At 64.5% G+C, this 19,644-nt stretch carries 19 protein-coding genes; 10 read left to right on the top strand and 9 right to left on the bottom strand.

Going from position 1 to position 19,644, the window contains the following annotated elements; translation table 11 throughout:
• Nucleotides 1-29: 29 nt before the first annotated feature.
• The 3 genes from F3J43_RS20650 to F3J43_RS20640 form a co-directional block, all read right to left on the bottom strand.
• Nucleotides 30-392 carry a hypothetical protein gene (locus tag F3J43_RS20650; protein ID WP_286184874.1) on the bottom strand — a complete coding sequence of 121 codons (363 nt, stop codon included), beginning with the start codon at nt 390-392 and terminating at the stop codon, nt 30-32.
• A gap of 183 nt (nt 393-575) precedes the next feature.
• Complete coding sequence (locus F3J43_RS20645) at nt 576-2,429, bottom strand: Lnb N-terminal periplasmic domain-containing protein (RefSeq protein ID WP_166891194.1); 1,854 nt, start codon at nt 2,427-2,429, stop codon at nt 576-578.
• A gap of 78 nt (nt 2,430-2,507) precedes the next feature.
• On the bottom strand, nt 2,508-2,996 hold the full coding sequence (locus tag F3J43_RS20640; protein ID WP_166891190.1) for a DUF3015 domain-containing protein: 489 nt from the start codon (nt 2,994-2,996) through the stop codon (nt 2,508-2,510).
• Nucleotides 2,997-3,252: 256 nt separating this feature from the next.
• Between F3J43_RS20640 and F3J43_RS20635 the strand changes: the two genes are divergently transcribed.
• The 5 genes from F3J43_RS20635 to bamJ all read left to right on the top strand — a co-directional run bounded on the left by F3J43_RS20635 (nt 3,253) and on the right by bamJ (nt 8,130).
• A complete protein-coding gene (locus tag F3J43_RS20635) occupies nt 3,253-5,691 on the top strand; it encodes a Lon protease family protein (protein ID WP_166891185.1) in 2,439 nt (812 codons plus the stop codon).
• 162 nt (nt 5,692-5,853) lie between these two features.
• Entirely contained in the window at nt 5,854-6,192 is a 339-nt protein-coding gene (locus F3J43_RS20630; protein ID WP_166891182.1) for a PA4575 family protein, read from the top strand.
• Nucleotides 6,193-6,467: 275 nt separating this feature from the next.
• The gene (locus F3J43_RS20625) at nt 6,468-6,956 is read left to right on the top strand and encodes a TIGR00645 family protein (protein WP_166891179.1); all 489 of its coding nucleotides are present in this window, start codon (nt 6,468-6,470) and stop codon (nt 6,954-6,956) included.
• A 164-nt stretch (nt 6,957-7,120) separates the two neighbouring features.
• Nucleotides 7,121-7,426, top strand: a complete 306-nt coding sequence (locus tag F3J43_RS20620; RefSeq protein ID WP_166891175.1) for a DUF6482 family protein — start codon at nt 7,121-7,123, stop codon at nt 7,424-7,426.
• Between the two features lie 86 nt (nt 7,427-7,512).
• The gene (gene bamJ, locus F3J43_RS20615) at nt 7,513-8,130 is read left to right on the top strand and encodes a BamJ family beta-barrel-assembly machinery protein (protein WP_166891170.1); all 618 of its coding nucleotides are present in this window, start codon (nt 7,513-7,515) and stop codon (nt 8,128-8,130) included.
• A gap of 52 nt (nt 8,131-8,182) precedes the next feature.
• Here bamJ and F3J43_RS20610 read toward each other — a convergent pair whose 3' ends face one another.
• The 3 genes from F3J43_RS20610 to F3J43_RS20600 form a co-directional block, all read right to left on the bottom strand.
• Nucleotides 8,183-8,428, bottom strand: coding sequence for a PA4570 family protein (locus F3J43_RS20610; RefSeq protein ID WP_166891168.1), 246 nt, complete (start codon nt 8,426-8,428; stop codon nt 8,183-8,185).
• A 149-nt stretch (nt 8,429-8,577) separates the two neighbouring features.
• Nucleotides 8,578-8,919 (bottom strand): zinc ribbon domain-containing protein YjdM, encoded by a 342-nt coding sequence (locus tag F3J43_RS20605; RefSeq protein WP_134693613.1) that lies wholly within the window; start codon nt 8,917-8,919, stop codon nt 8,578-8,580.
• A gap of 155 nt (nt 8,920-9,074) precedes the next feature.
• Nucleotides 9,075-10,043, bottom strand: coding sequence for a polyprenyl synthetase family protein (locus F3J43_RS20600; protein ID WP_166891165.1), 969 nt, complete (start codon nt 10,041-10,043; stop codon nt 9,075-9,077).
• A 245-nt stretch (nt 10,044-10,288) separates the two neighbouring features.
• Here F3J43_RS20600 and rplU point away from each other — a divergent pair, with 245 nt between their 5' ends.
• The 5 genes from rplU (at nt 10,289) to F3J43_RS20575 (ending at nt 13,985) form a co-directional block, all read left to right on the top strand.
• A complete protein-coding gene (gene rplU, locus F3J43_RS20595; protein WP_003247466.1) occupies nt 10,289-10,603 on the top strand; it encodes a 50S ribosomal protein L21 in 315 nt (104 codons plus the stop codon).
• A 38-nt stretch (nt 10,604-10,641) separates the two neighbouring features.
• Nucleotides 10,642-10,899: a 50S ribosomal protein L27 gene (rpmA, locus tag F3J43_RS20590; RefSeq protein WP_003247464.1), complete on the top strand. Its 258-nt coding sequence runs from the start codon at nt 10,642-10,644 to the stop codon at nt 10,897-10,899.
• Nucleotides 10,900-11,088: 189 nt separating this feature from the next.
• Nucleotides 11,089-12,312 carry an Obg family GTPase CgtA gene (gene cgtA, locus F3J43_RS20585; RefSeq protein WP_134693611.1) on the top strand — a complete coding sequence of 408 codons (1,224 nt, stop codon included), beginning with the start codon at nt 11,089-11,091 and terminating at the stop codon, nt 12,310-12,312.
• An 87-nt stretch (nt 12,313-12,399) separates the two neighbouring features.
• Nucleotides 12,400-13,518 (top strand): glutamate 5-kinase, encoded by a 1,119-nt coding sequence (gene proB, locus F3J43_RS20580; RefSeq protein WP_166891162.1) that lies wholly within the window; start codon nt 12,400-12,402, stop codon nt 13,516-13,518.
• Between the two features lie 23 nt (nt 13,519-13,541).
• Nucleotides 13,542-13,985 carry a CreA family protein gene (locus F3J43_RS20575; protein WP_205298006.1) on the top strand — a complete coding sequence of 148 codons (444 nt, stop codon included), beginning with the start codon at nt 13,542-13,544 and terminating at the stop codon, nt 13,983-13,985.
• A gap of 747 nt (nt 13,986-14,732) precedes the next feature.
• Here F3J43_RS20575 and mksF read toward each other — a convergent pair.
• The 3 genes from mksF to mksB are packed head-to-tail and all read right to left on the bottom strand — an operon-like array spanning nt 14,733 to nt 19,547.
• On the bottom strand, nt 14,733-17,564 hold the full coding sequence (gene mksF / locus F3J43_RS20570; protein ID WP_166891159.1) for an Mks condensin complex protein MksF: 2,832 nt from the start codon (nt 17,562-17,564) through the stop codon (nt 14,733-14,735).
• Nucleotides 17,561-18,268, bottom strand: a complete 708-nt coding sequence (mksE, locus tag F3J43_RS20565; protein WP_166891156.1) for an Mks condensin complex protein MksE — start codon at nt 18,266-18,268, stop codon at nt 17,561-17,563. Before mksE ends, mksF begins: the two co-directional genes overlap by 4 nt.
• The gene (gene mksB, locus F3J43_RS20560; protein WP_166891153.1) at nt 18,258-19,547 is read right to left on the bottom strand and encodes an Mks condensin complex protein MksB; all 1,290 of its coding nucleotides are present in this window, start codon (nt 19,545-19,547) and stop codon (nt 18,258-18,260) included. Before mksB ends, mksE begins: the two co-directional genes overlap by 11 nt.
• Nucleotides 19,548-19,644 lie beyond the last annotated feature (97 nt).

Raw genomic sequence — 19,644 nt, 5'->3', positions numbered from 1 at the left:
CGGGGCTCGTCGATTGTCCGTTTGCGACCTCAGTTGCGTCGATAGGCGCGGGCAGCGTCGCGGTCCTTCTCCTGCTGCCAGTCACGCTCGCGCTGGTCCCAGTAGCGCTCACGGTACTGGCGCTGGTCCTCGTTGTCCTGCATCGCCTGGCACTGGCGAAAGCCATCGTCCCAACCCGTCTCGTACTGGCGGTCGTGCAAATAGCGAGGGACGTCCTTGCGGAACTCGCCGACCATCAGCCCGGCGGCCTGGCGACCGCTGCTGCAGCCGTCCTGGAAGCCGTCGGCATAGTTGGGGGGATAACCCTGGTCGACCATCTGTTCATGGGTCGATTGGCAACCGGCGAGCAACAACGTTATCCACAACAGCGACCCGTACCGCGACATATCCACAAGACCCATCCGACAGATTTCGCAAAGTCTAGGTGGGGAATTGTTGGCGCGATGTCAAAACGCTGTCGAAGGATCGCTCGGCAGGCTGTGCAGGGGCTTGTGGGAACGCGCTTGCCTCGCGATGACCAGTCCGGTCTGTCGCGTGGCAAGCCAGCGCCCATGTAGATGGCACCTGTCACAGGATCAGTACTGGTACCACTTCAGCTCCAGCATCACTTCGTTCTGCGCAGTGGCCAGATGGCTGAACTGGCGCGAGGCACTGAGGCGCACGCCGAGGTCGCGGCTGATCTCCCACTGCTGGTTCAGGCTCAGGCTGCGCCGCACCTCGCCATTGGTGAAGTAGTCACCCTTGGCCTCCAGGGTCAGGTTGCCCAGCCCGTTGCGCCACAGCAGCCCGCCATTGAAGCCGGCAGCCGGAGCGATGAAACCGGCGAAGTCGTTGTGATGCTCGACCCGCGCCGTGCCCAGGGCGAACCCCAGCAGGTCGTCGCCCAGTTGCCAGGTCCCCCCGGCGCCACCATTGACGTGGCTGACCAGCACCTCGTCGTCATGCTTGCCCGGCACCCGCTCGAGCCCCCCGGCGACCTGCCAGGACCAGGGCTTGAGCAGCTCGTTGCGTGGCGTCAGCGAGCGGATGGTGGCCAGGTCCAGGCGCTGCACCTGCCATTCGTTGCCTTCGTACTGGCGCAGCTTGAGCTGGAGGATCTCGATCTGCGCGCCCAGGGGAAAACCGTACAGGTTGTCGTTGAGGTCGTGGTAGGCCATGCGCAGGCCGTATTCGGCAAAGGCACGGTCTTCCCGGGTGCCGACGCCCAGTTGCCAGGTTCGCGACTGGTGACCGTCCTCCGGCAGGCCGGGGCGTTCGACCTGCAGCGGCGGGGGCGGGTTGCCGTTGATTGCCCTGAGCAGTTCGAAACTGCGCCGGGCCTGCTCCGGGTCGCGTTCCTGGCCGTTGGCCCGGTAGCGTTCCAGGCGGTAGGCGGCGTCCTGCACCAGGGCCTGGCGATCGCGGGGCAGGGCGGTGAAGTCCGGGCTTTGCAGGTGTGCGGTATCGGCGCTGATGGCCAATACCTGCTGTTTTTCCCCATGCTCGAGCGGCTCGGCGCGGGCCAGCAGTTCGCGTTCGCGCGACGGGCGGTAGCGCACGTCCGAGACCAGCCCGGACTGCTTGACCGCCTTGACCGTGTCGGTGGGGATGGCGGTGAGTGGGAACTGCGAGGTCAGGTCAAGGCCCGGCCGGGCCACCTGCAGCAACTCCAGCAGGCGGTAGGAGCAGTTCTCGTCGAAGAAGAAGTAGTCGAACCTGATCTGCTTGAGCTCCCAGACATGCTCGACCATGCGTCCGGTCTCTTCCGGCGTCAGGTCCAGCTGGTACTCCCACAGGTCGCGGTTCTCCAGGCTGCGGTACTCGGACAGTTTCTCCTGGTAGGGCATCATCGCGAACAGTCCGGGATAGCCGCCCATCAGGCCTTTCCAGGCATAGAGGATGCTGTTGTCGCTGCCTTCGATGTAGGCCCCGAAGTTGATCGCGTAGCTCAGCAGCGTGGTGTCGTCGCGCCGGGTATTGGACTGGTCGATGCGCAGCAGGGTATGGCCGAACATCGACGACGGACTGTTCAGGTAGGCGGCGGGGAAGATCAGGGCGGCGCTGTGCGGGTCGATCGACCGATACCAGGTGGTGAATTCCTGGCAGTCAGGGCGCGGCAGGTCGGCGAGGTTCAGTTGCTCGCGCAGCCAGCGGGTTCGCGCCGGGAACACGCACTGTGCGTGCTTGTCGCCCAGGCTGGCCGGGGCGTACAGCGCCTGGACCGTGGCCGCGAGTTCCTGGTCGGGATGATGGGCACCGTCCTCGGCGAGGAAGAAGCGCGAATCATCCACATAGCTGCGCCAGCCGCCGAGCTTGGCGGTCTCGTAGTGGCCCAGGGCGATCCAGTAGGGCGTGGCGGCCAGTTGCTGCAGGCGAGCCGGGGCGATCTGCGGTGCGGCGTATAGCGGTGCGCTGGCAATCAGCGCCAGGGGAGCGAGGCGTTTGAGCATGTCGGGCAACTACATCCTGATGATGCCGAAAGGTGGCGCGCCAAACCCGCCCCGCTGCCGGGGCGGGAGGCGTGTGACTCAAGCCTCGGTGGCGTACTTGGCCAGTTGCGGGTCGCTCTTGAGCACGGCCAGGGTGTTGCTGTGGACAGTCTCGGCAGTCACGTCGGCGCTGCTGAAGATCTGCTGGAAGTGCTCGTGGGTGACGGCGGCGAAATGCGCGCGGTCCTCAGGTGCCACGCCCAGGACCACGGCATAGGTGGTCAGGGCTTCGCCCTGGCCCTGGGCCATGTCCTCGGAGAGCTCGTTCATCATGCCGTTCATGGCGAACCAGGACTTGCCGCCATAGGTGAGGGCCGCCTTGGTCGAGCAGCCGTTGGTGCCGGAGGTCATGCCGAAGGTGGCGTTGCCGGAGGTGCCGTTGGTGGTGGAGGCCAGGAAGTGGGCCGGCGTGCCGCGCTGGCCTTCGAACAGCATGTTGCCCCAGCCGCAGTTCGGGCCGCCTGGCGATTCGGCCATGGCGTTGATCGAGACTGCGGCGAACAGAGTACCCAGAATAATCCGTTTCATAGCGTTGTTCTCATTCTCAAGTGACATACCAATGGTCAGGGGTTCTGGCAAACGGATTGCCAGGACGGGCAGGCCAACCGCCGACCCGCGCAGCTTGGAGTTTAGGCACGATCCAAAGGTTGCGTTGTTTATTGCGAAAAATTGCTAACGTGATCACCGCGCAGGGCTGCGACATAAAGTCCCGCCGAGCCTTGCCGCTGCGCGCTGGCAGCGCCAGAATGCCCTTCATCCGCCCCCGCCGAAGTAAGGAAACCCAATGCCCGATCCTGTCGCCTCGCGCCTGCGTCTCGCGCCCGAAGCCCTGACCCGGCGTTTCTCTGCCGAACAGTTCGCGTTCTCCAATACAGACGACCTGGAACCGTTTCGTGGGGTCCTCGGCCAGGAGCGTGCCGTCGAGGCCCTGCAGTTCGGCGTGGCCATGCCACGCCCCGGCTACAACGTGTACGTGATGGGCGAGCCCGGTACCGGGCGCTTCTCCTTCGTCAAGCGCTACCTGAAAGCCGAAGGCAAGCGCCAGGCCACCCCCGCGGACTGGCTGTACGTCAACAACTTCGAAGAGTCGCGCGAGCCGCGCGCGCTGGAGCTGCCTGCCGGCAGTGCCCAGGCGTTCATCAGCGACATGGGCGGCCTGATCGACAACCTGCTGGCGACCTTCCCGGCGGTGTTCGAGCACCCCTCCTACCAGCAGAAGAAGGGCGCCATCGACCGCGCCTTCAACCAGCGCTATGACCGCGCCCTCGATGTGATCGAGCGTGCGTCGCTGGAAAAGGACGTGGCGCTGTACCGCGACAGCAGCAACGTCGCCTTCACCCCGATGGCCGACGGCAAGGCGCTGGACGAAGCCGAGTTCGCCCAGTTGCCCGAGGAGGTGCGTGAGCGCTTCCATGAAGATATCGCCGGGCTGGAGGAGCGCCTGAACGAAGAGCTGGCCAGCCTGCCGCAGTGGAAGCGCGAATCGAACAACCAGCTGCGCCAGCTCAACGAGGAGACCATCACCCTCGCATTGCAACCGCTGCTGGCGCCGTTGTCGGAGAAATACGCAGAGAACGCTGCGGTCTGCGCCTACCTGCAATCGGTTCAGCTCAATCTGCTGCGTACCGTGGTCGAGCAACTGGTCGACGACAGCAAGACCGACGCCGTGGCGCGCAAGATGCTCGAGGAGCAGTACGCGCCCAGCCTGGTAGTCGGCCACTCGGGCAATGGCGGCGCACCGGTGGTGTTCGAACCTCACCCGACCTACGACAACCTGTTCGGGCGCATCGAATACAGCACCGACCAGGGCGCGCTGTACACCTCCTACCGCCAACTGCGCCCTGGGGCGCTGCACCGTGCCAACGGCGGCTTCCTGATCCTGGAGGCCGAGAAGATGCTCAACGAGCCGTTCGTCTGGGATGCTCTCAAGCGCGCCCTGCAGTCGCGCAAGCTGAAGATGGAGTCGCCGCTGGGCGAGCTGGGCCGGGTCGCCACGGTCAGCCTGACCCCGCAGGTGATTCCGCTTGGCATCAAGCTGGTCATCATCGGCTCGCGCCAGTTGTACTACGCGCTGCAGGACCACGATTCGGACTTCCAGGAGATGTTCCGGGTGCTGGTCGACTTCGACGAAGACATGCCCATGCTCGACGAGAACCTGGAGCAGTTCGCCCAACTGTTGCGCACCCGCACCAATGAAGAAGGCATGGCGCCACTGACCAGCGACGCGGTGGCCCGGCTGGCGACTTATAGCGCACGCCTGGCGGAGAATCAGTCGCGGTTGTCGGCACGCATCGGCGACCTGTTCCAGCTGGTCAGCGAGGCGGACTTCATCCGTCAGTTGGCCAACGAGGCGATGACCGATGCCGGCCACATCGAGCGGGCCCTCAGGGCCAAGGCCACCCGTACCGGGCGGGTCTCGCAGCGGGTGCTCGACGACATGCTGGCCGGCATCATCCTGATCGATACCGAAGGCGCCGCCATCGGCAAGTGCAACGGCCTGACCGTGCTGGAGGTCGGCGATTCGGCATTTGGCATGCCGGCGCGGATTTCCGCCACCGTCTACCCGGGCGGCAGCGGTATCGTCGACATCGAGCGCGAGGTCAACCTTGGCCAGCCGATCCACTCCAAGGGGGTGATGATCCTGACCGGTTACCTGGGCAGTCGCTACGCCCAGGAGTTCCCGCTGGCGATTTCCGCGAGCATTGCCCTGGAGCAGTCCTACGGTTACGTCGATGGCGACAGCGCCTCGCTGGGCGAGGCCTGCACGTTGATCTCGGCGCTGTCGCGCACGCCGCTCAAACAGTGTTTCGCCATCACCGGTTCGATCAACCAGTTCGGCGAGGTGCAGGCGGTCGGTGGCGTGAACGAGAAGATCGAAGGTTTCTTCCGCCTCTGCGAGGCCCGCGGCCTGACCGGCGAACAGGGGGTGATCATCCCGAAAGCCAACGTCGCCACCCTGATGCTCGACGAACGTGTACTGCAAGCCGTCGAGGCCGGGCAGTTCCATGTCTACGCCGTCAGCCAGGCCGACGAGGCGCTGAGCCTGCTGGTGGGCGAGGAGGCCGGCGCGCTGGACGACAAGGGCCAGTTCGCCGAGGGGAGCGTCAACGCCCGGGTGGTCGAGCGGCTGCGAGAGATCGCCGAAATGATCAGCGAGGAAGAACTCAAGGAGGCCGAGAAGGAGCGGCAGGAAGAGCTGATCGGCGAAGCCAGGCCAGCGTAAGTCAATAAACTGGCGCTGGCGGCCAAGTGCTACCGTTCAGCGCCGGTTTTCTAACTTTTCCGCAGGTCGGCTACAGTGGAACTAAGGACGGTATCAGGGTTCAGGATGGAAACAGCCCGAAGCGTTTCGGGCTGAACAGGGCTTCACAGAGGGGACGCCGCCATGCGCAACCTCAGCCTCACCCGCCAGTGCCTGGGCCTGGTGACCCGTATCGAATGCAGCATTCGTCCACTGGCTGGCGACAACGGCATGTGGACCTTGCTCTTCGCCGCCGGCATGGCCGGTGAACAACCCTCGGCCATCAAGGCCCAGGGGCCGTTCCACGGCCCGATGGTGGCCGAATCGGTGATGAACGCCATCGTCGACAGCCTCACGCTCCACGGTTACCAGGTGAGCCAGGATCCGCAGATCTGGTGTATTCACCTGCAGGCGCAGTTGCGCCGGATCAACGGTGAGCGCTGCCGCAACCTCGGGGACTATCAGTTCCATCCGGAAACCTGAACCTGCTTGCCAGGAAGCGGATCTTGTGGGGACGGACTTGCCCCGCGATAGCGGCCAGGCCTGGTCATTGCCAGCGATCTGCTGGTGCCATCGCGGGGCAGGCCCGCTCCTACGAAGAACGCTCTCATGCATCCTGTTTCCACGCCGCTGCTTGCGCCTACGTGGCTTTCTCCCTCCACGATGCGCTGCGACAAGCAGCCACAGGCTTTTGCTGATTCAGGTGGCTGGCTATACTTTCGCGCTTTTTCCGTCACCTCACGAGTCTCCCCCTGTCCATGGAACGTATCCTCGAAAACGCGATGTATGCCTCGCGCTGGCTGCTCGCCCCGATCTATTTCGGCCTCTCGCTGGGCCTGCTGGCATTGGCCCTGAAGTTCTTCCAGGAAGTCGTCCATGTCCTGCCCAACGTCTTCAGCCTTTCCGAGGCCGATCTGATCCTGGTCATCCTGTCGCTGATCGACATGTCCCTGGTCGGCGGCCTGCTGGTCATGGTGATGATCTCCGGCTACGAGAACTTCGTCTCGCAACTGGATATCGACGAGAGCAAGGAGAAGCTCAACTGGCTGGGCAAGATGGACTCTTCGTCGCTGAAGATGAAGGTCGCCGCCTCGATCGTGGCGATTTCCTCGATCCACCTGCTGCGGGTGTTCATGGATGCACAGAACATCTCCACCGACTATCTGATGTGGTACGTGATCATCCACATGACCTTTGTCGTTTCGGCGTTCGTCATGGGCTACCTGGATCGTCTCACCAAGCACTGATCCGTCCGTGTCCAGCGCGGGGCAAGCCCGCTCCCACAAGGTCATCGAGGCCCGTGGGAGCGGGCTTGCCCCGCGATGCTTTCGGACCGACGGCAGCTTGTGCTTTTGCCAGGGCTGTACGAAAAATGAGCACTCAGGTGGGATTCCCGCAGCGAGGTGCGTGTATGAACCTGCATCAGCTCAATACCGAGGCCAGGGCTGGCCATGTCGATGAGCTCAACCTGATCGCCATAGAAGGTGGCGACTACCTGCTCGAGGCCAGGGTCAGCGGACGTGCCCATCCCTTGGCCGATACCCGTGGTGAGCGCCTGCGGGTGCATTCGGTGGAGGACGCGCGGCTGCTGTTGCAAGCCCTGCCGACGCTGTCGATGAACCTGGTGCATGGCTCCGTGCAGGACGAGATGTGCGGCATGGGCTCGATGCAGCAGGAAGACCTCAAGGTACCGATCTCCCAGCGCTCGGCCTGGTAGCTGCTTCACGCCGCGCCAGTGTGCTAGGCTGCTCGCCCTTTTCATCAAGGGCGCGGATGCAGTGCGCCCTTAAGCGGAGCAAGCCAATGTCCGAACTCAACCTGTCCACCGACGAATCCCGCGTCAGCTATGGCATCGGCCGCCAGCTGGGCGGCCAGTTGCGTGACAACCCGCCACCAGGCGTCAACCTGAATGCCATCGTTGCCGGCCTGACCGACGCCTTCAACGGCGCCGACAGCCGCGTCAGCGAAGAAGACCTGTCGGCCGCGTTCAAGGTCATCCGCGAAGTGATGCAGGCCGAAGCCGCCGCCAAGGCTGAAGCTGCCGCTGCCGCCGGCAAGGAATTCCTGGCCGACAACGCCAAGCGCGAAGGCATCGTCACCCTGGCCTCGGGCCTGCAGTACGAAGTGCTGAGCGCTGGCGAAGGCGCCAAGCCGAGCCGTGAAGACAACGTGCGTACCCACTACCACGGCACCCTGATCGACGGCACCGTGTTCGACAGCTCCTACGAGCGCGGCCAGCCGGCCGAGTTCCCGGTCGGTGGCGTGATCGCGGGCTGGACCGAAGCCCTGCAACTGATGAACGCCGGTAGCAAATGGCGCCTGTACGTGCCGAGCGAGCTGGCCTATGGCGCCCAGGGCGTCGGCAGCATCCCGCCGCACAGCGTGCTGGTGTTCGACGTCGAACTGCTCGACGTTCTGTAATACCTGATCGCGGGCGGTGCTGCGCTCCGAGCAGCACCACCCGCGATGTTTTTCAGTTCCAATCCGTTCCCCCTGGGCGCAACGCCCGTGCATAGCAAAACAGGAACAGGTTGCGTACCACCTCCTTCAGCACCCCAGGTTCACTGGAATTCAGGCCCATGAGGTCCAGGTCGCCCTGGTCGCGCAGCTCATCGAGCGCGTCTTCTTCAAGCACGGCACAGACCTCGCCGGTCTCGCGATGCAGGATGCGCAGGTAGGGGTGGGGGCGGTCGAGCCAGGCGTCGATCAGGTAAGTCATGGTTATTCTCCTTGGAAGGCGGTTTCCAATGAGAATAATTCTTATTATCAAAATAGCAAGGGACTATTGGCAGAATTCTGCCAGGTGGTGCAGGCGATCCCGTTGCAGGATCGGTCAGGGCTGCCCGCGGGGCAGCCCCGAGGGCAGGGTCAGACCTTGCGCACGAATTCCGACTTCAGCTTCATCGCGCCGATGCCGTCGATCTTGCAGTCGATGTCGTGGTCGCCATCGCACAGGCGGATGTTCTTGACCTTGGTGCCGACCTTGACCACCAGGGACGAGCCCTTGACCTTGAGGTCCTTGATCACGGTGACGGTGTCGCCGTCCTGGAGGATGTTGCCGACCGAGTCCTTCTTCACCACGTCGTCGCTGGCAGCCTCGGCTTCGCCGTTGGCCGACCACTCGTGGGCGCACTCGGGGCAGATCAGCTGGGTGCCATCCTCATAGGTGTATTCGGAGTTGCATTTGGGGCAGGGTGGCAAAGTGCTCACTTCGGTTCCTCAGGGTACAGGGCGGATAAAGGCGCACATTGTATAGGGTTTAGGGTTTTCTTGCACAAATGCATCGCGGGGCAAGCTCGCTCCCACGCCCTGCTGTGTGCTGGCGTGGGAGCGAGCTTGCCCCGCGATAAAGGTGGTGCGCTGCGTCAGTGGGTACGCGCGACCGCGAACTCGCTCAGCTCGACCAGGGCATCCCGGTACTCGCTGGCCGGCAGCACTTCCAGGCAGGCGATGGCGCGGGCGACGTAGTCGCGGGCCATGTTCGCGGTGTAGTCCAGGGCGCCGGATGCCTCGACGGCAACGCGGATCTGCTCGAGGTCCTCGATACCACCTTTCTGGATCGCCTGGCGCACCAGTGCGGCTTGCTCCGGGGTGCCTTCGCGCATGGTGTAGATCAGCGGCAGGGTCGGCTTGCCTTCGGCCAGGTCGTCGCCGACGTTCTTGCCGAGGGTCTCGGAGTCGCCCTTGTAGTCGAGCAGGTCGTCGACCAGTTGGAAGGCCACGCCCAGGTGATCGCCGAAGGTGCGCAGGGCCTCGCGCTGCTCGTCGCTGGCGCCGGCCAGCGCGGCGGCGCTGTGGGTCGAGGCTTCGAACAGCATCGCGGTCTTGCCGCGGATGACGTCCATGTACACCTCTTCGGTGGTGCTGGCGTCACGGACTCGCGACAACTGCAGCACTTCGCCCTCGGCGATCACCCGGGTGGCCTTGGACAGGATCTGCATGACCGGCATCGAGCCCAGTTCGACCATCATCTCGAACGAGCGCGAATAGAGGAAGTCGCCCACCAGTACGCTCGGCGCATTGCCCCAGAGGGCGTTGGCGGTGGAGCGGCCACGGCGCATGCCGGACATGTCGACCACGTCGTCGTGCAGCAGGGTGGCGGTGTGCAGGAATTCGATGGTCGCTGCCAGCAGGCGCAAGTCGTCGCCTTCGCGACCCAGGGCCTTGCCGCACAGCAGTACCAGCAGCGGACGCAGGCGCTTGCCGCCGGCGGACGTGATATAGTCGCCGATCTTCGATACCAGCGGCACGCGCGAGGTCAGCTGCTTCTTGATGATCTCGTCGACGGCGCTGAAATCATCAGCTACCGCGCGGTAGAAGGTTTGGGGTTGCATCGGCTGCTCCATTGAGGTTGCGCGGCATGCTAGGTCGCGGGTCCCGGTGTGTCAAGGCGCGGTGGCCGTGGCCCCGGGCCGGTACTTGCAAGCATTTATAGGGTTGCGTACAATCGCGCACCCTAACTTTCCTGGGCAGCACCTGCCTTACGCAATTGCACCGGGCCGTTCCAGCCTTGTGCAGCCATGCCAGCCAATACTCATCATATAAAGCGCTGGGTGAGCAGGATTATCGGAGATTCAAAATGTCTTACGCAGTAATCGTTACCGGCGGCAAGCAGTACAAAGTCGCTGAAGGTGAATTCCTCAAGATCGAAAAACTGGAAGTCGCCACTGGCGAATCCGTGACCTTCGATCGCGTTCTGCTGGTTGCCAACGGTGAAGAAGTCACCATCGGCGCTCCAGTAGTTGCTGGTGCTAAAGTAGTGGCCGAAGTCGTTTCGCAAGGCCGTCACGACAAGGTTCGCATCATCAAGTTCCGTCGTCGTAAGCACCACATGAAGCGCATGGGCCACCGCCAGTGGTTCACCGAAATCAAAATCACCGGTATCCAGGCTTAATCCGCCCCGATCCCCTGAATTTATTGGAGAATTGAACCATGGCTCACAAGAAGGCTGGTGGTAGTACTCGTAACGGTCGCGACTCAGAATCGAAACGCCTTGGCGTGAAGATGTATGGCGGCCAGGTCATCAAGCCAGGCAACATCATCGTCCGTCAGCGCGGCACCGAATTCCACGCTGGCTACGGCGTTGGCATGGGCAAGGATCACACCTTGTTCGCCAAGATCGAAGGCGTGATCAAGTTCGAGAAGAAAGGCGAGTTCATGCGCCGTTACGTGAGCATCGTCGCCGCTTAATCGCGACGCCGCTCCAGAAGCCCCGTCATGCGACGGGGCTTTTTCGTTTGTGATGAGCCTCTTGCAAAGCTGTTTGTCTGGGCTGCCGGCGCTGGTTTCTGATTCGTACGGGGCCGCCGCGCTCATTTTTGCAAGAGCCTCAAGGTTTTCTGGTTTTCGACTCGTCATCCGACGAGAGGCGGTTTTTTAATGAAGTTTGTAGACGAAGTATCGATCCGGGTAAAAGCCGGTGACGGCGGCAATGGTTGCATGAGCTTCCGCCGCGAGAAATTCATCGAGAACGGCGGCCCCAACGGCGGTGACGGCGGCGACGGCGGCTCGGTGTACATGGTGGCCGACGAGAACCTCAACACCCTCGTCGACTATCGCTACACCCGCCACCACGAGGCCCAGCGCGGCCAGAACGGCGGCAGCACCGACTGCACCGGCAAGAAGGGCGAGGACCTGTTCCTGCGCGTGCCGGTCGGCACCACCGTGATCGACGCCTCCACCCAGGAAGTCATCGGCGACCTGATCACCCCGGGCCAGAAACTGATGGTCGCCCAGGGCGGCTGGCACGGCCTGGGCAACACCCGCTTCAAGTCGAGCACCAACCGCGCGCCACGCCAGACCACGCCTGGCAAGCCGGGTGACCAGCGCGACCTGAAGATGGAAATGAAGGTCCTCGCCGACGTCGGCCTGCTGGGCCTGCCGAACGCCGGCAAGAGCACGTTCATCCGCTCGGTCTCGGCTGCCAAGCCGAAAGTCGCCGACTACCCGTTCACCACCCTGGTGCCGAACCTGGGCGTGGTCAGCGTCGACCGCTGGAAGAGCTTCGTCATCGCCGACATTCCCGGCCTGATCGAAGGCGCCTCCGAAGGTGCCGGCCTGGGCATCCGCTTCCTCAAGCACCTGGCCCGTACCCGCGTGCTGCTGCACCTGGTCGACCTGGCGCCGCTGGATGGCAGCAGCCCGGCCGATGCCGCCGAGATCATCATCAACGAGCTGGCGCAGTTCAGCCCGGCGCTGGTCGATCGCGAGCGCTGGCTGGTGCTGAACAAGGCCGACATGATCATGGACGACGAGCGTGACGAGCGCGTCAAGGAAGTGGTCGAGCGGCTGAACTGGGATGGTCCGGTCTACGTGATCTCGGCCATCGCCAAGCAGGGCACCGAGAAGCTCAGCCATGACCTGATGCGCTACCTCGAGGATCGCGCCGACCGCCTGGCCAACGACCCGGCCTACGCCGCCGAGCTGGCCGAGCTGGACCAGCGCATCGAGGACGAGGCTCGCGCCCAGCTGCAGGCCCTGGACGACGCCCGCACCCTGCGCCGCACCGGCGTCAAGAGCGTGCACGACATCGGCGACGATGACGACTGGGATGATTTCGAGGACGACGAAGACGGCCCGGAAATCATTTACGTGCGCGACTGATCGGTTGCAGTACACTAAACGCCGCTCTCTGGAGCGGCGTTTTTGTATCCAAGGTATCTACAGATTCGACATAGGTTGGAAGAGAAGATGCGAAGCAAGGTGACTGGCGCCAGGCGCTGGGTCGTGAAGATCGGCAGCGCGCTGCTGACCGCCGACGGCAAGGGCCTCGACCGGGGCGCGATGGCGGTCTGGGTCGAGCAGATGGTGGCCCTGCGTGAAGCGGGCGTGGAACTGGTGCTGGTTTCTTCCGGGGCCGTGGCGGCGGGCATGAGCCAGCTGGGCTGGACCTCGCGACCGAGCGCGATGAACGAGCTGCAGGCCGCGGCCTCGATCGGCCAGATGCGCCTGGTGCAGGCCTGGGAGTCGAGCTTCGGCGAGCACGGCAAGCACACCGCGCAGATCCTCCTGACCCATGACGACCTCTCCGACCGCAAGCGTTACCTCAATGCTCGCAGTACCCTGCGTACCCTGGTCGACCTCGGCGTGGTGCCGGTGATCAACGAGAACGACACCGTGGTCACCGACGAGATCCGCTTCGGCGACAACGACACCTTGGCGGCGCTGGTCGCCAACCTGGTGGAAGCCGACCTGCTGGTGATCCTCACCGACCGCGACGGCATGTTCGACGCCGATCCGCGCAACAACCCCGAGGCCCAGTTGATCTACGAAGCCCGTGCCGACGACCCGTCGCTGGACGCCGTGGCCGGCGGTACCGGTGGCGCCCTCGGTCGCGGCGGCATGCAGACCAAGCTGCGCGCCGCGCGCCTGGCCGCACGTTCCGGCGCCCACACCATCATCATCGGCGGGCGCATCGAACGCGTGCTCGATCGCCTGAAGGCCGGCGAGCGCCTGGGCACCCTGTTGTCGCCCGAACGCGGCATGCTCGCCGCGCGCAAGCAATGGCTGGCTGGCCACTTGCAGACCCGCGGCACTCTGGTGCTCGACGACGGCGCGGTGAAGGCGCTGCGCGAATCGCACAAGAGCCTGCTGCCGGTGGGCGTGAAGACCGTGCAGGGCAGTTTCCGCCGTGGCGAGATGGTGGTCTGCGTAGGGCCCGATGGCCTGGAGGTGGCTCGGGGCCTGGCCAACTACAGCGCCCTGGAGGCGCAGAAGATCATCGGCCAGCCGTCCGACGCCATCGAAAACCTGCTGGGCTACAGCGCGGAGCCTGAGCTGGTGCACCGCGACAACCTGGTCCTGGTCTGAAGGAGATCACTGTGCTGAAGAGGATGATGGCCGTGGCGGCGCTGGCGCTGCCCATGCTGGTCGGGGCCGAGGAAATCGGCCAGGTGTCGACTGTGTTCAAGTTCGTCGGGCCGAACGACCGGATTGTCGTCGAGGCGTTCGACGACCCCAAGGTCGATGGCGTGACCTGCTACCTGTCGCGGGCCAAGACCGGTGGCTTGAAAGGTGGGCTGGGCCTTGCCGAGGACCGCGCCGAGGCGTCGATCGCCTGCCGTCAGGTCGGACCGATCAACTTCAAGGGTGAACTGAAGGATGGCGAGGAGGTGTTCAAGGAGCGCACCTCGCTGGTGTTCAAGACCATGCAGGTGGTGCGTTTTCTCGACAAGAAGCGCAATACCCTGGTGTACCTGGTGTACAGCGATCGCCTGATCGAAGGCAGTCCGCAGAACGCGGTGACGGCGATTCCGATCGTGCCTTGGGCGCAGTGACACCGGTTTGATCGCCAGCAGGCTTTCTGCCCCCAATCGCTGGCTGTCGCCAGCTCCCACGTCTCCAGGCGAATGAACGCTTGTGGGAGCTGGCGATAGCCAGCGAAGGGCCGCAAAGCGGCCCCGGCTACCTTAGGTCGATCCCATGCCTCCAGGCAAATGAATGCTTGTGGGAGCTGGCGATAGCCAGCGAAGGGCCGCACAGCGGCCCCGGCTACCTCAGGTCAGATCCCATGCCTCCAGGTAAATGAATGCTTGTGGGAGCTGGCGATAGCCAGCGAAGGGCCGCAAAGCGACCCCGGCTACCTCAGGCCAGATCCCATGCCTCCAGGCAAATGAATGCTTGTGGGAGCTGGCGATAGCCAGCGAAGGGCCGCACAGCGGCCCCGGCTACCTCAGGTCAGGTCCCATGCCTCCAGGCAAATGAATGCTTGTGGGAGCTGGCGATAGCCAACGAAGGGCCGCAAAGCGACCCCGGCTACCTCAGGCCAGGTCCCATGCCTCCAGGCAAATGAATGCTTGTGGGAGCTGGCGATAGCCAACGAAGGGCCGCAAAGCGACCCCGGCTACCTCAGGCCAGATCCCATGCCTCCAGGGAAATGAATGCTTGTGGGAGCTGGCGATAGCCAGCGAAGGGCCGCACAGCGGCCCCGGCTACCTCAGGCCAGATCCCATGCCTCCAGGCAAATGAATGCTTGTGGGAGCTGGCGATAGCCAGCGAAGGGCCGCACAGCGGCCCCGGCTACTTCAGGCCAGCTCTTCGGCCTCATCCTCACGCACGATGGCCTTCACCTCGTCCAGGCGGCTGATGTACTTCCAGTCCGCCTCGTCGATGTAGATGCCGTTCGGTCCGCTACCACCTTCCAGGTCGATCGCCACCCGCGCCGACACCTGCGGCTTCACGCTCGCCAGGATCGGTACGAAGCCCAGCTGCTGGCTGGTCTCCAGCAACGCTGCCTGGTTGCGTTCGTCGATGTCGGCCGCCTCGTCGAGGTAGTACGGCAGGCGGATGCGTCCGGCCAGGTCGCGGTCCATCAGGTGCAGCAACAGGTACATGTTGGTCAGCGCCTTGATGGTCATGGTGGTGCCGTTGGACGCCGCGCCGTCGATGTCGGCGTGGATCACCGGCTGGCCGTTGATCTTGGTGATCTCGAAGGCCAGCTCGAACAGGTCCTTCAGGCCCAGCTGGTTGTGGTTGGCCGCCACCAGTCGCGCCAGGTACTCCTTGGCCTCTTCGTTCTTGTGGTCCTGCTCGGCGCTCTGGGTCAGGTCGAACACCGACAGGGTCTCGCCTTCCTCGTATTGGCCGGCGCTGTGGATGATCTGGTCGATGTGCTTGAGCGCTTCCTTGTTCGGCGCCAGGACCACGCGGAAGCTTTCCAGGTTGGATACCTGGCGCTTGTTGATCTCGCGGTTGAACAGGGCCAACTGGTGCTCGAGGCTGTCATAGTCGCTGCGGATGTTGCGCAGGGTCCGGGCGATGTCGGTGACTGCCGCGCGGCGGGCCTTGGCCAGGGTCAGCGCTTCTTCGGTGCGGTGCGAGTAGGCGTTGATCAGCAGTTGCAGGCGACGTTCCATATCGTCTTCGCTGTCGAACTTGGCCACGCCCTTCAGGCGCACCTGGGCGTACAGCGCCTCGATCTGGTTATCCACGCGCTGCAGGGCCTGCCAGCTGTCCTGGTAGTCGTTGAGCAGTGGCAGCAGGTTGTCCATGGAGTCGTCGATGGCTTCCATGAATGGTGTGCCGAACGGCAGGTCGGCCGGCAGCAGTTGGCGACGGCGCAGGGCGTCCTCCAGGGTGCGCTGCTTGGCTTCCAGGTCGGCAATCTGCCGGCCCACCAGTTGCAACTTGGCCGACAGTTGCTGGACGCGCTCGGTGAACGCGTCGCTGGAGCGCTTGAGCTCGTCCTGGGCGGCCTCCAGCTGGCCAAGCTGTTCCAGCTTTTCCGGCTCCTCGGCGCTCAGTGTCTCGGTGCGGCGGTAGTCTTCCAGCGCCTTCTGCGCATCGAGCACCTGCTGGTACAGCGCTTCGGTCTGCGCCTTGCTGGCGGCGCGGTCGAGGGCCACGGCCTGCTGGGTCTTGAGCTGCTTGAGCTCTTTTTCCAGGCGCTCCTTCTGGTCGCGCAGGGCGGCGCGGTCGGCCAGGGCCTGCAGGGCCGGCGGGTCGATGTGCGAGATGTCGATGGACAGGCCCGGCACTTCGAAGCGCTCGCCCTTGAAGCGGTCGAGCACGCCTTCGAGGGTCTTGACCCAGATATCGCTCTCGTCCAGCTCGATGCCGCGCTCGCCCAGCGGCAGGCTGAACAGTGCACCGTTGAACAGGCGCATCAGGCGATCGACGTCCTGCTGCGAGAACTCTTCGCGCAGGCGGGCGTAGCTGTTGTTGTCGGCGTGGTCGAGCTGCTGCTTGACTGCCTTGACGCGTTTCTCGAGGTCGCGCACGCGCTCGTCGAGGTCTTCGGCGGAGAACTGGCGCGACTGGGCCAGGGCACCTGCCAGTTCGTCGTGGGCGTCCTTGGCTGCCAGCAGTTGCTGCTCCAGGACTTTGACGTCGTCGACCAGGGCGAAGCGGTGCTTGAGCACGGACAGTTCGCCCAGCCAGCGCTGGATACCGGTGATTTCACGCTCCAGGCGCATCAGTTCCTGGGTGCCGCCGCGCTGGTCGTTCTGCAGGCGGTCCTGCTCGCCGCGATAGTGCTCGGACTGGATGACCAGCTCTTCCTTGCGTGCCATGGCGTATTCCTGCCAGGTGCCCAGCAGGTTGTCGAGCAGGGGCGAGATGCGGTGCAGCTTGCCGCGCAGGATGTCGCGCTGGGCCACGCCGCCGGCCAGGGCTTCGACCAGTGGGCCGGCGGAGACCAGGGCGTTGTAGTCCTGTTCCATGCGGCGCACGTCGCGGAAGGCTTCTTCGCAGGCGGCGATGTAGTCGACGCTGCCCGAGCGCAGGCTGTGCTCGAAGGCGTCGAGGAACAGCTGCTTGAGCTTGGCTGCGGTGATTTCGCGCATGTGCAGCAGGTTGATGAACAGTGCGCGGAAAGTCTTCAGGCTCTGTTCGCTGGTGGAGCGCAGCGGGATCAGGGTGAGGTCAAGCGGTACCGAGGTGTGGCCACCGACCAGCAGCCGGCGCAGTTCGTCCGGCTTGAGCTCGTAGGCCTTCAGGCCATGGCGCTCGAGGTTGGTGAACAGCTCCTTCTGGCGCAGGCAGGTGTCGTCCTTCTGGTAGTGAGCCAGGTCCAGCTCGCCCTGGTAGGCGAAGAACTGGTGGCCGAAGCCGCCGCCCGGGCCACGACCGACCACGCCGATCACGTGCGGGCCGTGGGGCAGGTTCAGCTCGCAGAGGATGTAGCTGGTGTCGCTGGCGAAATAGAAGCGACGCGACTGTTCCAGGCTGTACTTGCCGAAACTCATGTCGGACATGCGCGCCAGGATCGGGAACTGCAAGGCGTTGATCGACGCCGACTTACCCAGGTTGTTGGCACCATAGACCGACAGCGGGTGTTCCAGGGGGAACAGGCCGAGGCTGTAGCCGGCAGTGTTGAGCAGTGCGAAGCGGCGGATGCCGTAGCGTTCCTGGCTCATGCGTCAATCTCCTGTTGCTCTTCGCGAATCGCCCGGGCCAGGGCATCTTCCTCGCTCTCCTCGGCGTCGAACGGGGTGAGGTCGAGTGGGTCGTCGGTGCGGTGGAGTTGTTCGGGGGTCTCTTCCTCGACCAGTACCGGGACCGGCAGCGGCAGGTCACTGTGCAGAGTGGCGGCGAGGTCGCGGTCCTGCTGGACCGACAGGCACACGTCGAGGAAGCGGTGCATCGGCGGCAGGAAGCGGTAGATGCCGCCTTCTTCGAGGGCGAAGCCGAGTTGGGTCATGCGGCGCAGGATCTTTTCTTCCAGCTCCTCGACCGTTTGCACCTCGGCCTGCAGGAACAGGTCGCGGTACTTGTCCAGCAGCGAGGGCAGTTCGTCGCGGCCGATGCTGCCGCCGTCGAGCACGGCCATCGGGTCGCGGCCCTGGTCGGCCAGGTGCTCGACCAGAATGAAGGTGAACAGCGACAGGCGCTGGGCAGTCTTGTTGACCTGCGCGGCGGCCTGCTCGGGGACGAAGTAGTAGAAACCGCGGGTGTCGCAGACCAGCTCGAAGCCCAGGGCCTTGAACAGCGTGCGGTACTGGTCCTGGAAGTTCGACAGCTGGGCGTACAGCTCCGGGTCGCGGCGGCTGACGTGGAAGCCCTTGAACAGCTCGCGGAAGATCGGCGCGAGCTGGGACAGTTCGGAAAGATCAAGATGCATGGGCGGGGCTCGCGGTGGATTCGGTCGTGGTGGCCGGCTTGGCTTCGCGGCTGGAGGTCAGGGCGAAGGAGCGCAGGCTGACCAGGTGTTCGCGGGTGGTGTATTGCTGGCGGTCGAGGCGCTGGCGGCTGAAGCGCTTTTCCCGCGACAGGCGCGAGAACCAGTACAGCAGCTCGTCGGTGGCGCCTTCGGGCTCCTGCTCCAGCAGCCAGACCATCAGGTCCGGCAGCGGCAGGGCGTCCTCGCAGCGCTCGAGCATCTCCTTGACTGTGCGCGGCGCGCGCGGGATCGGGCCTTTGTGGGTCTTGTGCGCCTTGGGGAAGCGCGCAGGCTTGGGCTCGAAGCGGGCGAGGGCATAGACATAGGCCTCGACCTGGCTGGCGCTGCCGAGGAAGGTGCTCTGCGGCCGGGTGAACAGCGGCATGGCCGCCTGCGGCACGGCGTCGATGCCCTTCTTGCGGATCACCGACAGGGCCAGCGCCGCGCCGCGGGTCACGGCGTTGTGCCGGCGCGCTTCCTCGCGCAGCGGCAGCAGCAGCTCGCGGGCATGGCGCAGGGTCAGCTGGGCGCTGGTCTGCATCTCGAGGATGCGCGCGTGGGTGCGCAGCAGCATGTCGTCGTCGACCAGGTGGCCCAGGCGCGCCTGCTCGCCCAGCAGGCGCAGCAGCACGGTCTCGACCTTGCGCACGCCCTGCTCGAAGGCGCCGTCGGCGTTGACCAGCTGGATCATCGGCTCGACGTATTCGTCCCAGGTCGCCAGGACCTCGGCATAGCGCTGGCGCAGGGGGATCTGCCGGTTGCTGGTCTTGGCTCGCTCGGCCACGGCCACCAGCGCTTGCTCGTCGTTGTCGAGCTTCTTCAGCACGTCGCGCACGCGCATGTCGAGCAGGCGCAACTGGCGCGCCAGGTCGTCGCTGTCGCGGTTGTCGAAGGCGTCCTGGATATGCCCGGCCAGGCGCTCGAGGTGGCGCAGGTAGGCCTCGATCTCCAGGCACAGGCCCAGGCGGTGCTCGCGGCGCAGGTAGGCGAGGAAGTCGTGGATCTGCGCGTTGAGTTCGAAGCGGTTCGGGCTCTTGGCCACCGGGACCAGGATGTCCAGGCGGATCCATACGTCGAGCAGCTGGGTGATGTCCTGCGGGGTGCTTTCCACCTGCTGGCGGGCCAGCTGCTGACGCAGCTCGACCAGGCTCAGGGTGCCCTGGTCGAAGCGCTCGCACAGCGGCTCGATCAAGGCCCAGTGTTCGGCTAGGGCACGCAGGACGCGCTTGGGTTCGATCATTGGCGGGTCGACTCGTTGCCAAATAAAAGGGGCGATTGTACTGCATCCGGGGGGGAGGATTTCACCCCTTGGTCCGTTATGGGGATAACCCTTAGGA

The organism is Pantoea sp. Cy-639 (genome assembly GCF_011752525.1).
Classification (GTDB): Bacteria; Pseudomonadota; Gammaproteobacteria; order Pseudomonadales; family Pseudomonadaceae; genus Aquipseudomonas.
Note: the sequence above shows the minus strand (reverse complement) of the source record. Positions and strands in the feature narration are given on the sequence as shown.